11 protein-coding genes are annotated in these 13,023 nt (G+C 37.2%); 5 read left to right on the top strand and 6 right to left on the bottom strand.

The genetic code is table 11. The annotated features are described in order from the left end of the window. The first annotated feature begins 116 nt into the window (after positions 1–116). Positions 117–884, top strand: a complete 768-nt coding sequence (locus tag NV377_RS04720) for an Imm51 family immunity protein (RefSeq protein ID WP_258200000.1) — start codon at positions 117–119, stop codon at positions 882–884. Between the two features lie 1,183 nt (positions 885–2,067). Here NV377_RS04720 and NV377_RS04715 read toward each other — a convergent pair. Further along, entirely contained in the window at positions 2,068–2,274 is a 207-nt protein-coding gene (locus tag NV377_RS04715) for a hypothetical protein (protein ID WP_258199999.1), read from the bottom strand. Between the two features lie 38 nt (positions 2,275–2,312). On the opposite strand from NV377_RS04715, the gene NV377_RS04710 reads away from it, so the two are divergent. After that, the gene (locus NV377_RS04710) at positions 2,313–2,480 is read left to right on the top strand and encodes a winged helix-turn-helix transcriptional regulator (RefSeq protein ID WP_258200370.1); all 168 of its coding nucleotides are present in this window, start codon (positions 2,313–2,315) and stop codon (positions 2,478–2,480) included. A gap of 91 nt (positions 2,481–2,571) precedes the next feature. On the opposite strand, the gene NV377_RS04705 is transcribed toward NV377_RS04710, so the two are convergent. Continuing rightward, positions 2,572–3,663, bottom strand: a complete 1,092-nt coding sequence (locus NV377_RS04705; RefSeq protein ID WP_258199998.1) for an NAD(P)-dependent alcohol dehydrogenase — start codon at positions 3,661–3,663, stop codon at positions 2,572–2,574. Between the two features lie 190 nt (positions 3,664–3,853). Between NV377_RS04705 and NV377_RS04700 the strand changes: the two genes are divergently transcribed. Continuing rightward, positions 3,854–5,323 carry an MFS transporter gene (locus NV377_RS04700; RefSeq protein ID WP_258199997.1) on the top strand — a complete coding sequence of 490 codons (1,470 nt, stop codon included), beginning with the start codon at positions 3,854–3,856 and terminating at the stop codon, positions 5,321–5,323. A gap of 60 nt (positions 5,324–5,383) precedes the next feature. Beyond that, positions 5,384–6,148, top strand: coding sequence for an IclR family transcriptional regulator (locus tag NV377_RS04695; RefSeq protein ID WP_258199996.1), 765 nt, complete (start codon positions 5,384–5,386; stop codon positions 6,146–6,148). A 378-nt stretch (positions 6,149–6,526) separates the two neighbouring features. On the opposite strand, the gene NV377_RS04690 is transcribed toward NV377_RS04695, so the two are convergent. From NV377_RS04690 to NV377_RS04680, 3 genes are all read right to left on the bottom strand, one after another. Continuing rightward, on the bottom strand, positions 6,527–6,790 hold the full coding sequence (locus NV377_RS04690; protein ID WP_258199995.1) for a hypothetical protein: 264 nt from the start codon (positions 6,788–6,790) through the stop codon (positions 6,527–6,529). 326 nt (positions 6,791–7,116) lie between these two features. After that, a complete protein-coding gene (locus NV377_RS04685) occupies positions 7,117–8,316 on the bottom strand; it encodes a M20 family metallopeptidase (protein ID WP_258199994.1) in 1,200 nt (399 codons plus the stop codon). 374 nt (positions 8,317–8,690) lie between these two features. Further along, positions 8,691–10,106 carry an MFS transporter gene (locus NV377_RS04680; RefSeq protein ID WP_258199993.1) on the bottom strand — a complete coding sequence of 472 codons (1,416 nt, stop codon included), beginning with the start codon at positions 10,104–10,106 and terminating at the stop codon, positions 8,691–8,693. Between the two features lie 209 nt (positions 10,107–10,315). Here NV377_RS04680 and NV377_RS04675 point away from each other — a divergent pair, with 209 nt between their 5' ends. Then, positions 10,316–12,124 (top strand): FUSC family protein, encoded by a 1,809-nt coding sequence (locus NV377_RS04675; RefSeq protein WP_258199992.1) that lies wholly within the window; start codon positions 10,316–10,318, stop codon positions 12,122–12,124. Between the two features lie 431 nt (positions 12,125–12,555). Here NV377_RS04675 and NV377_RS04670 read toward each other — a convergent pair whose 3' ends face one another. After that, a complete protein-coding gene (locus tag NV377_RS04670) occupies positions 12,556–12,909 on the bottom strand; it encodes a type 1 glutamine amidotransferase family protein (protein ID WP_258199991.1) in 354 nt (117 codons plus the stop codon). Between the last annotated feature and the right edge of the window lie 114 nt (positions 12,910–13,023).

Below are 13,023 nucleotides of genomic sequence, written 5' to 3'. Positions count from 1 at the left end.
TCATTTCTTAGGCGTCCAAGGCACACCATACATAAATGATTGAACTTCACAGATCATATGGGTTATTCTAATATATGGAAATTTTTTTGATTAAAGTAAGAGGAGATGATACAAAGATGGAAGAGGATTTATTAAAACAGCTTACTCTTTGGCATAACAAGAACCAGCATGCGAAAATCATTAGCAAAATTATGGATATACCCGAGATAGACAGGGACTATGACTTAGTTTGCCTTTTGGCAAGAGCATTGAATAATCAAGAAAATTATAATGAAGCTATCCAATATTTTTTATCTGTGCAAGAGCAAGGCGAACACGACCCTCTTTGGCATTTCCGAATAGGATATGCTTATTATTACCTTGAACAATATAAGGAAGCGATCGTTGCTTTTGAACAATCTGTAGCACTAGATCCTGAAGATTCACATGGCAGGACATTTTTAGAAAGGAGCCGCAACGCCGCTGCTAGAGCAGGAAATGAAATCATCCATATAGTAAACGATGAAAAGGGGATGAGGATTGGGACTGACCCCCGTTTCTTAGAAGTTGAAGAAAAAATAAACCCATTTGGGCTAGTTGCTCATCATAATGGAAGCATTTCAATGATTTTAGGTGTTGGCAAATATAAGCATGAAATTTTTCAAACACGAGCTGAAGAAGGATTTGAAGGGAATGGCTATGATTGGGGTTCATTAGCAGCCGTGTTTCTTGAAGAAAAAATGCCTCACTTAGTTGATATCATACGATTTGACCCTGAAGCTGATACGTTCTGCATTTATACAGACAATAAAGAAGCAATGTTTAGTTTTGCAATCGCCTTTAAGGAAGCATGTGAAGATGACACATTAATTAGAGACCTCTTTTCACGAGCTGTATTAGATTGATTGGAAATATCAAGGTGCAACAGTATCTTTTGTTGCATCGAAATGACAGAACCTTAATTGTAGCGAATTTTTTATTATCGGATCAAGTTTGTGTCATTTCCCAACGACTCAAACTTGATCCGATCCTTGTTTTGCGGAACAGCATGATTTGATTATCACACAGAAGCTCGTGTATGTGGTTGAAATCTCTCAGTATACCGAATTCGAATATAGCAGAGCAAAAGGATTATTAAGACCGAATGAGGAAACAACCGCGCAAAAACTTTTCGATAAGATTGAGGCCCTCATAAATGTTTTGGAAAAGAAACAAGTGAGTAACGCTTTTTATTGAAAGGATATATTAATGTTACGAAATAGTATTCAGGATTGAAATTGTAAATTTATTGCATTTTATTAAGTTGGAAATAATATTAGGGTCGAAAAGTAGTTCAAAGAATTAAATTCAAAAATTTGGTAATAAATATATTTAGGTATAGATTGATTACAGCAGAAATTGTTAAGTCCAATTAAACCAAAATACAATTCTAATTGAATTTCAATTTAATTAAGCAAATATATTAAGCCTAAGATCCTAAAGTAATTAATCAAATGAAATGCTGAAAGATTTGAACAGTAAATTGTAACTAAAAGAATTAAGTTAAGCGAAAGACATTAAAAATAAAATCGTTGATTGAATGTGTATTAGTAAGATGAAACACTTAATTATTATACATAGATAAATTAGAATGTAATAGCCAAATTAGAGGTTTAACGAAAGTCATGAAATATCTAAAGCATATAATTACTAATTTCAAATAATACTTTTACACAAAACTCGTATTTTGTACATATGTATTAAAGTTTACATTAAGCCATGTCATATTAGCCTTTGTTACTTGTCCGAGGACAAGAACTTATATGGTTAAAAGACAAGAACTTGTATAGTTAACCGAATCCTCTCTTCATTCATCATATAACAAATACTGATTATCAAGAATCTGATGATCAGCATTTGTTATATTTTATAAGTCTTTTTGAAATATTCTTGCATATCTTATTAGCACTGTTGAACTTTGAATTTGTTTATAACTACCTTCCCGTTTAAAGTACATGAGCTCAGCTTTTTTTACAATTACATTTATTCCACCTTTTAATACACATCTAATAATCGGTTTCGCTGAGATTTCTTAACCACTCCTCATCACTATCCAATATTTAAAATTGGTTTGATTGTTTTTCCACTTCCAGAATCCTCAACAGCTTGGTTTATCTCTTCAAAATCGTAGAATTTAACAAGCTTATCGAAAGGGAAAATTAATTCTTTATAAAATTGGATCAGTTTTGGAATGAATACTTGCGGAATACTGCTGCCTTGTAGAATCCCAGATATTGTTTTGGCAGACATTATCATATCATTTACATCCAGATGAACATCCGTATTAGAATTGAATTCTCACTCGGAAGGTTTATGCTGAAGTTCCGCCAAAGGTCGAATATGAATTGAGCGATCTAGGAAATACATTAAGACAGATCATCGATGTTATGCAGGTATGGGGCCATAATTACCAAAAAATCGTCAATGAAGAAATAGAAGAAACACAAAATACCCTCTCCTGAAATGACTCGAAAATAAAAAAAACTGTCCAATTATGGGGTCAGTCCCATGTATTGGACAGTTTTTTAATAATTTTCTAAAAGTACTTACGAATTATTTAGCTATTCTAACGATTGGTTTAATAGCAATTCCCTTTTTCGAATCTTCGAACGCTTTATTGATATCTTCAAACTCATAGAAACTCACCAGTTTATCGAATGGGAATTTGCCTTCTTTATAATACATAACGAGTTGAGGTATAAGTAATTGTGGAATTGAGTCTCCCTGAACGGTACCCACGATTTTTTTACCTTCCATTAAGATATCATTGATAAAGTTCAGTGTAACATCACCTGACATACCTACAATCGCAACCGTACCTAAAATTCTTAATGCATGAATAGACTGTTTAACTACTGGTACGGCACCTGTTGTCTCAATCGCGTAATGCACCCCGCCATTCGTAATCTCTTTAATTTCTTTTACAACATCCACCTCTTTACCATTCAGAACATGTGTTGCTCCTAGTTCTTTTGCTAGTTCAAGTCGGCTCTCATGAACGTCAACTACGATAATCGTCCGACAACCAATAATTTTAGCAGCCATTACTGCACTCAATCCCACTGCACCACCACCAAATATTGCGATAGAACTCCCGAATTCCGGTTTCAAGCTATTTAAGACTGTACCGCTGCCTGTCTGCAACCCACAACCTAAAGGTCCTAACAACGCAAGATCTACATCTTTATCAACTACGACAACATTATTTTTATTAGCTATGGAGTATGTTGCAAAAGAGGATTGACCAAAAAAGTTGGATAGGGGTTGATCATGTTGGTGTAACCGGCTCGAACCATCTTTCGTTTTTCCACCAAAGTTTAATTCTACTGTTCTTTCACATAGATTTTGATGACCGGAAAGACAGTTAACACATTCCCCACAATAAGAGTAGGACAATACAACATGATCTCCTGGTTTTACTGTGGATACATTAGAACCAACTTTTTCTACTATACCCGCACCTTCATGACCGAATACAGCTGGAAGCGGCGAACCATTACCTTTGATTGCTTCAGCGTCTGTATGGCAAATGCCTGTAGCTACAATTTTAATTAGCACTTCGTCGCTCTTTGGTTCCATAAGTTCTATCTCTTCAATTTTCAATCCTTCTCCGATAGTATGGGCTACTGCAGCTTTAATTTTCATTTCCATTTCCTCCTAGTTGTATGAACGTTTTGCATCTTATTATGCTTAACACGTGTACTAATATACACCTTCTGTTATAATGTTGTAAACTATAAATAAACATTGTTTCTTAATGGTGAACAATACAAGAAAAGAAAAAAGAAGCCGGGAAAGGTTTCAATATTAATTTGTAAAGAGGGAATCAATTAAAATGACATTACAGAAACACTGGAAAATTTCATTACTAGCCATAATGGCTATTGGACCTGGGCTAATGGTAAACAGCGCTTTAATCCCCATTCAAAATATTATTCAAAAAGCTTTAGGTACTAACAATACTACGACATTCGTCCCATTAATTATCAGCACAATCACGTTCGCTTTATTTATTCCACTTGGCCCTCCTCTTAGACAGAGAATAGGAGTCCGGAACACTTACCTTATCGCAATGCTCCTTTTTATAATAGGCGCTCTATTATCTGCACTTACTTTTGATATGTTGTGGATGACACTTGGTCGTTTTCTACAAGGTATGGGTAGTGGTGTAATGCTTATGATTATGCTTCCATTGCTTGTCCTTTCTTTTCCTATTGAAAAACGAAATTTGGCATTATTCGTGCTTTTGTTAGGCTTTTTTGGATCCGCTATAGTTGGAATGTACTTAGGTAATGTGGCATTGATTTATAATCAATGGAGATGGATTTTTTATATAGCTAGTGCAATAGCTTTAGCAGGAATTATCCTTAGCCAATTTTTTTTGCGTAATGAACTTCACAATGTCAGCAAAGGGGCTGACTTGGATAGGCTAGGTATAAGTCTCATCATGATTTGTTCAGTTATAGCCTTAATAACATTAAACTATCTTGCGAATCGGTTTGGTTCTCAGCTTGATATTTGGATTATTATTATAGGTCTTATTGTTATTTTCTTTCTATTTATCATTGCCGAGAACAAAACCAAAAATCCTGTTATAGCATTTAAATTAATTATGCACCCTAAGCCTTTACTTGGCATGTTAATGGCCATTACGAGCAATATCACAATGGCACTTAGCCTATTAGCGATACAAGGAATACTTCGCAATATTTATGGCATTCCAAACAAACAACTTTTATTACTATATGGATGTTTGCTTATCGGTGTAATTATAGCTGCTGGTTTCAGTACTACTATGTATGATAAAATAGGACCTGGGTTACTGGGTTTTATTGGATCACTTGCTATAGTTGCGGTCAATATTCAATGGTTTTTCTTAGAAAAATCCTATTCATTACCTCTAATCGCCGTTAACTTAACGATCCTAATAGCCGGGGTTGGAATAACGGTTGGATCAGGCCTAATGGGTGCTGCACTCGGGGGGGCTTTGCCTGACCTTGTTAAAAGAATGACTGCAGTTCAATTCATTCGATTTCTTATATATACTGCTGCAACAGTAATAATTGGCTGGTATTCTAAAAACGATTATGAGACTACTTTTAATGAAGAATTAAAGCTTAATCCTCTTACAGAAGTGCAATCAGCACAAGCAGTCGCATTAACATTGACTTATCATGATTTATTTCTGGCTTCACTAATCGTTGGTGGACTCTTATGTTGTTTTTCTTTAGGACTGCATTTAACAGGAAAAGGCCACAAATTGGCTCATAAGCCGCATCTGAATCATGAACCCGCTAAAAATTAGCAATATACGAAGCTAAAGCCGGCGAAATAGCCGTTATTCAGGAAGGGATGGATGAATCTAATGGCAGTAACTGAACCAAAGGGACAGGGTATCCAATCTCTTGAATTGGGACTATATATCCTTAAGAAAATTTCTGAAGAAAGAAAACCTCTAACTGTAACGGAGTTATCCATTTTATGTGATATACCAAAGAGCAAACTCCATAAATATCTTACTAGTTTTTCTAGATCAGGTTTTCTTAGGAAAAATCAAGATCTTAAGTATTCATTGGGTACGGAACTAATTCTCCTCGGTTTAAAGGCGTCTGAACAATTAAATATTCAGGACATATGCCATCCCTTTCTAATACAACTAAGAGAAACACTTAATGAGACAGTAGCACTAGCCATTTGGGGAGAGAATGGCCCTTTCTTTTTAAGATGGGAAGCAAGTAACCGCGCTGTAAATTTGGGTATCAAAGCCGGGTCACAAGTCAGTGTGACCGAAAGCGCTCCTGGATTACTATTTTCCGCTTATTTGCCGAAGGAAAAAACTGAGCATCTCATTGTCAAAGAACTAGATGAAAATAACAAAAAAGATTATGATAAGCTTATTAAAGAACTAGACAACATTCGGCATAAAAACTTTTCCGTAACAACAGGCACAGTGGTATCTGGCATCACAGCTATTAGTGCACCAGTTTTTGAACTGAATGGGGAGATTGTGGCAGCATTAACGGTAGTATCAATGGCAAATGTTCTGGATACTTCAGAACATTCAGATTTTATAAGAATGTTACAGCAAACAGCGTTTAAAATGTCTCAATTATTAGGATTTACCTCCTAACTAATTATAAACAAGAGGAGCATCCAAAAAATTGGATGCTCCTCTTGTTTATATGGTTAAGTCGTTCTTTTTGCGTACCATGGCTAGTCTTAGTAAATTCTCCTACTACTCCAACTTCGAATTTAATTTTGAATGCAAAATATGATATTCCTAACAATTCACCTTCTGAGAACGGTTTACCGATAAATTGCAAAACGATTGGCATTCCATCAGATGAGAAACAAACATACTCTAATTTACTAAGATCAAACGGACACTCGTTAGTGAGTAGAAATTGATTCAAAATGCTATGATGGTTATTATTTAAGCTATCTTCACAATATGTTAATCCCTTTAAAAATAAAAACTCATTATTTAAGTAATATCGAAACATACCTGTTATTTATCTATGTATTTGTGTGTATGGTTTTTGATATTGGTACTCAAAAGTTCCTCCAGAAGTCCATGATCCAGAAGCTTCATATGAACAACTCCCTTATACTGTTTTCCAACCATTCCATATTTCATTCCAACTGTTTGACTACTTCCGAAAAATTGAAGTAACTGTTTTGTGTTAATGTTATTTGAAGATTTTACTTTTTCTGAAATTGACCATGGTAATTCAAATGGAAGTACCCACTCTTTTTTAATATTCCATTCCATGTGATCCTCTTTTCAAGATAAGTTTATTCTTAATTTAAATATACTTTGTTAACTTTGGTTCTAATATTTCGATTAACCTGCCTCTACCATTTTTTTGAAATCTTTAATTTGCTTTTCTAGATCAATAATCTATTACGTATTGACAAGGTGTCTTTGTTGACTTTATGCAATACCCATGATCTAATCCAAGCCAGTGTACAAGCAATAAACCTTATTTACTTCTATTTTTAAGAATTTATGCTGTTCAATAGAATCCTCTTTTGGGCAGCATGAATTCTTACTCATACTGATTATAATTCCGTCCATCTATCTTACCCTCTTATATTTTATGTAAAATCGTTACCATCACAATAAGAAGCAACAACAGAAGCCATCGCTTTTACACAAATAATAAGACTTTTTTCATTGATATTGAATTTAGGGTGGTGATGTGGGTAGGCTTCCCCCGATTCCGGCATCGCACCTACATAGAAGAAACACCCGGGCACTTGTTGAAGGTAGTAAGCAAAGTCTTCTGACGGCGGTTGCGGTGCTGTCTCCAGTACGGCTTCCACCTCAGGAATGGATGCTTCTAATAACGCTTGATGCACATGTTCTGTGACTTCAGGATCATTATATAGAACAGGATAGTCATTAGCATATTCAAGGACTGTTGTTACACCAAATGATTTCTCTAATCCTTCCGTAAAGGCACGAACTTGAGACTCTACAATGTCTCGTGTTTCATTAGACATTGTTCGAACATCTCCCTCAAGCGTTACAGCATCTTTGATCACATTGAATGTACCATTACCATCAAAAGAACCAATCGTAATGGTAGCTGTATCAAATGGGTTGATCCGACGGCTAACAATCGTTTGCAAATTCATAACGAATGAACTTGCTGCAACAATGGCATCATTCGCCATATGGGGCGATGAACCATGTCCACCTTTACCTTGAACACGTAATTTAAAGTATGATCTTCCTGTTTGAGTGTTCCCGCTTCTGTAATAAATATGTCCTGTTGGCATGGTAGACATGACATGAATCCCAATGATAGCCTCTATCCCTTCTAACACACCTGCTTTAATCATTCCGAGTGCGCCACCTGGAGGTGCTTCTTCTGCTGGTTGATGAATGACTCTAATAGTACCTTTCAACTGCTCTTTCATCTCCGCTAATGTCTCTGCTAACACCAACATATAGGCCGTATGCACATCATGTCCACAAGCGTGCATAACACCTTCATTCTTTGACGCAAATGGCAAGCCGGTTTCTTCCTTGATAGGCAATGCATCGAAATCCGCACGAATAGCGATAGTTTTTCCTGGCTTAGTACCTTTAATGGTTACAACGACCCCACGTTGACCGCCGAAGTTCGTTTCCACGGAATCCACCGGTACTCCTTCATAAAAATCGGCGATATAGGCAGCCGTTTGATCTTCATGGAAAGAAAGCTCCGGATGCTCATGAAGATGTCGGCGAATCTCGATCATACGTTCCTTTTTGGCATCTAACTTCTCCATTAAATCATTCAATAACATGTGAATACCCCCTTAATTTATTTCATAATAACTACAAACCACTTGAGCCACTAACTTTGCAGTAACAATTAGAGCATCTTCATCAATATCAAATTTCGGATGGTGATTGGAATAGGCTTCTTTAACTCCTTTTGGTTTACAACCAATGACTCATGAATTGGAAGTGCATCGAAATATGCATGCAATCCGACTGTCTAACCAGATTTTCCACCTTTAATCGTTACATAATCCCGTGTCAATTCCCAACATTCATTTGTACTTATACATCATCTTTTCCTTTATAGAAATCGGCAATATATTGTGTCGTCTTTTCTTCTTTAAAAGATAGTTTTGGGTTTTGATGATTAATCGACTTTTCAAATAATTGTCTCCTTTTATTTTGTCACAGGTTTAGCAAACGGGGATGGGGGTGACGTCTTTTTTCCAGCACTTCTTGGAACAAATAAAACAATAGAAATGATTGAAAGTACACCGAATATAACGTTTGTGATAATCCCGGCTGTTGCAGCCACTTCTAGACTTGCCACTGCTTCAATTGAACTATATACCGTTGCTGAAATTGCAACACCGAACGCACCACCAAGGGAACTTGCCATTTTGTAGATCCCTGCAGCTTCACCGACTTTGTTGGAAGGTGCATTAGATACCGCTGTATCTGTTGATGGGGTTGCATATATACCAAGTCCAAGACCAAATAAGGCAAATCCAATAAACACAGAAACTGTATAGGCAAAGCCTTGTAAGAAAGTTAAACCCATGGCTGCTACACCAACAGAGGTTATGACTGAACCCCATATCATTGGTGATCTTGCCCCTACCTTCTGCAGAATTTTCTCACCGACACGAATCATAGCTAACACGGCTACTAAATATCCAATGGATAACATCCCTGATTGAAAAGAAGTAAATCCTCGACCTACTTGAACATACGTGTTGGCAACAACGAGTGTACCTGCAACCGCGTTTAACAAGAAATTTGAGTATGTTGCACCCGCATATGGTTTATTTTTAAATAAGGAGAAATCAATTAATACAACAGCTTTTCCCTTTTCAACTTTAACAAACACGATAGCTCCTATGATGGTAACAACGGCCAAACCTAGCGTACGTAGGCTTGTCCAACCCAAATCTGCACCTTGAGTAATAAAGATATTTAATGCAAGCATCGTTACTATAAAAATAGCTAAGCCCGCGTAATCAAATTTAAATGCGCCTGTTGATTGTCCTCTACTCTCGGGCGTATCTTTAATAAGCCACATCGCAATCAGTGAGAACACAATCGAAAAGATGAATATCCATCTCCATCCCAAATACGTCGCAATCGCACCTCCGGCAAGAGAACATACACCAGAACCACCCCAAGATCCGATAGACCAATAACTAAGTGCACGTTGTCGATCTGCACCTTCGAAATACGTCTTCATTAATGCGATGGTTGCTGGCATGATACATGCAGCGGATAAACCTTGAACAACACGACCCATAATTAACATAACGGACCCAATAGCAAATACTAGGAGTAAAGAACCAACAACACTTAATATTAGCCCGATATATGTCATCTTTTTGCGTCCAACCTTATCTGCTAATCCACCAGCAGCAACGATAAACATCCCTGAGAATAATGATGTTAAACTAATGGCTACATTTAGCGTTCCCATTGAAATACCTAAATCTGATTGAACTGCAGGAACGACATTGACCATTGCCTGAGCAAAAAGCCAGAACGTTAAAACACCAAATACAATTCCCGCAATCATTTTGTTTGTCCCTTTATAGCTAGTGTCCATGAGTTATACCCTCCTTATGTGGATGGAGGTATTATTAGCAACAGTACCGATATTTATAAAATATTGTCAAACCGTCATCAAAGGGATACTTCATTCTTTGCTAGGGCACATTATAATAAAAAAATAACTGAATTCCCTATAGCGTGAAATCGATTATGAAATATATACGCAACCATAAGATAGCCATATAATTAACGGGAGAGGTCTGCATGTATAAGATTGCAATAAAACGAGCATTTAAGATGAATAAGAATCCTCTTCCTTGGACAAAGGCAATTTGTGCTGGGATATGTTCTGGTGTGCCTCCCCTTATAGGGTTGCTATTAGGAAACTTCCAATACGGATTACTAGCAGGCATTGGTGGATTCACCTATCTTTATGTATTCAATATCCCCTATGCATTAAGAGCAAAAAAGCTCCTTTTCGCTCTCCTTGGAATGTCTTTATCCGTTGGTCTAGGAACTCTTCTTGCTCCTTTCTCGCTTACCTCAGCAATAACAGTCGGCCTGATTGGTGCGATAGCAACATTTGTCTTTGGCTCCTTAAGAATTGCAGGCCCAGCAGCAATATTCTTTGTTCTAGCTTTTACGATGGCTACGGGGATGACTTTAGATCCTTCCCTCGCTCCCCTTCGTACAGGTCTAGTTCTATTGGGTGGGGTATTAGCTTGGATCATCGGAATGATGGGCGGGTTCATGAACCCGCATGGGCCGGAAACCATTGCAGTACAACAAGTTTATAAAGATCTTGCCCTTTATATGGATTCCGTAGGTACAGATGACTCTAACAAGGCAAGGCAGAGACTAGTGCTATCGTTAAAATCAGCAGAGGATAACCTGTCCGCAGGGTACATATCCTGGAGAATTTCAGATCAATATAAACGATTACTTTTATTAAATAATCAAGCCAATCAAATTTACATGGATGTCCTTGAACGTATTGAGAAGAGTAAGGATAAGCTTCCCCTAGAACTAGGAGCATCAATCCGCACTACCATGAATGAACTTATGAACCAGACTAATCCCGGTATTCAAATTTTTAAGCCATCTCTAAAGACCGTATTTGGGGGATCATTTGATAAGAATTCTATTGTGTTTCTTACAGCGACAAGATATGGAGTAGTCCTTACAATCGCAGCGATTATTGCCTATTCATTTGACTTTAACCGATCATATTGGATTACCTTATCCTGTGCATCTGTCATGTCGGGTTCAACCATTATTTCCACATTCCACCGTGCGATCCAGCGTTCTATTGGAACGATCCTCGGTATTCTGATCGCTTCGATCATCCTTTCCCTTCATCCTGAGGGATTGGTCATCGTCATCGCTATCGTGATACTAACAGCTCTTACAGAGCTTGCGATTGTTGTTAATTATGCGATTGCCGCACTGTTTATCACATCGAATGCTTTACTTCTTGCCGAAAGCACGACTCAGTTACATAATACTGCCTTCTTGGCATCTGCAAGAATAACCGACGTCCTTATTGGATCATTAATTGGCCTTATTGGAACATTATTGATAGGCAAGAGTCAAGCTTCAAATTTACTCCCTCATGTCATGGCCAAAACCCTTCGGAGTGAACAGCAATTTCTCATGATGTTGTTCTCGGAACATAGAAGCAACGCTGATGTACAAAAATCCGCAGCTCAAGGCAAAATGCGAAGAAATCTAACGAATCTAAACATTGTATATACAACAGCATTTGGAGAAATCCCTAGCAACACAACAGCCTTAGAAGCACTTAGGCCCGCTATATTTTATATAGAACAATTGGGGTATTTACTAGAATCTAGTCAAAAATACGCTGATCGACCCATCCTGTCAGATGAGAGCCTCTCCCAATTTCTTCTTGTTTTTGAAACGATGGCCATCGCTATAGAACAGCAACGTCCGTTCACTAGAAAGTACGTTCCTGAGATCACAGACTTTACCAATATACAACAAGATATAAATGAACTGCAGGATGCTCTTCATATAGTGGCTATTCAAAGAAATAAAATGAACTCGAGTTAATGTAAGTTTCAATGGAACGTATCTAGCTATTCGTAAATACAAACACAAAAAAAATCCTTTACAATAGATATGGTGGGTAGCCCTGTCCATAATCCTTGGATGTCTGAAACCCTGCAAGATATATACGTGAAAAAGTTAACTACATCGGAGTACCTAAAGCTGTTTGCGAGGAATAGAATAATCAATTCATTTTTGCAAAATAGCTGCACAAAGCGAAGTTTGAGTATAAGATTTACATTCATCTCTTAAGTGACCAAAGAATGATTCCATTGGAGCGTTATCTAAGCAGTTTCCACGACGTGAAATGGATTGCAATAGTCCCATCTCTTTGACACGATATTGATACTGTGGAGTTCAGCTTTTAGAAAACGGCAGCTGAATGCAGTTAAATTAATTCAAACAATATTCGTGACAATGTAGGTAACTTTCTGTCAAAACACGATTATGTTGGAACACTTGTGTCCTTGGACAATCATTATCGTTGCTGCTTGTTTTGCTCGTTCTACCCCAAATAATTTTCCGACGACGTGTAGTGACGCATCTATACCTGCGGACACGCCAGCAGACATAATAAATTTCCCGTTATCGGTATATCGTGCTTCTTGCATGATTTCCGATCCGCCAATGATTTCCCTTAGTTCGTTTATCGCATGACGGTTTGTGGTAAGTTTTAGACCATCTAACAGCTGTGCTTTCGCTAAATAACGCACCAGTACACACGGATAGTACAAGTTCTGCTTGATAATCAAGATCGCTACATTTCTTGCTTGCCGAACCTGCTCCATACTATCAGCTCCCATAAAATAAATAGTAGTATTCAGTCATTCTACTTGTAACTACCATGTTTGAAGCTGGTTGGGACACTTATACACATTAAATTTTTAATAAATAAATTCTAT

Source organism: Paenibacillus endoradicis (genome assembly GCF_024721975.1).
Note: the sequence above shows the minus strand (reverse complement) of the source record. Positions and strands in the feature narration are given on the sequence as shown.

What these genes read in the sequence shown, in the direction of transcription:
- NV377_RS04720 (WP_258200000.1), top strand. Translation starts at nt 117, where the DNA reads ATGGAAGAGGATTTATTAAAACAGCTTACTCTTTGGCATAACAAGAAC.
- NV377_RS04715 (WP_258199999.1), bottom strand. Translation starts at nt 2,274, where the DNA reads ATGATAATGTCTGCCAAAACAATATCTGGGATTCTACAAGGCAGCAGT.
- NV377_RS04705 (WP_258199998.1), bottom strand. Translation starts at nt 3,663, where the DNA reads ATGAAAATTAAAGCTGCAGTAGCCCATACTATCGGAGAAGGATTGAAA.
- NV377_RS04700 (WP_258199997.1), top strand. Translation starts at nt 3,854, where the DNA reads ATGACATTACAGAAACACTGGAAAATTTCATTACTAGCCATAATGGCT.
- NV377_RS04695 (WP_258199996.1), top strand. Translation starts at nt 5,384, where the DNA reads ATGGCAGTAACTGAACCAAAGGGACAGGGTATCCAATCTCTTGAATTG.
- NV377_RS04690 (WP_258199995.1), bottom strand. Translation starts at nt 6,790, where the DNA reads ATGGAATGGAATATTAAAAAAGAGTGGGTACTTCCATTTGAATTACCA.
- NV377_RS04685 (WP_258199994.1), bottom strand. Translation starts at nt 8,316, where the DNA reads ATGTTATTGAATGATTTAATGGAGAAGTTAGATGCCAAAAAGGAACGT.
- NV377_RS04680 (WP_258199993.1), bottom strand. Translation starts at nt 10,106, where the DNA reads ATGGACACTAGCTATAAAGGGACAAACAAAATGATTGCGGGAATTGTA.
- NV377_RS04675 (WP_258199992.1), top strand. Translation starts at nt 10,316, where the DNA reads ATGTATAAGATTGCAATAAAACGAGCATTTAAGATGAATAAGAATCCT.
- NV377_RS04670 (WP_258199991.1), bottom strand. Translation starts at nt 12,909, where the DNA reads ATGGAGCAGGTTCGGCAAGCAAGAAATGTAGCGATCTTGATTATCAAG.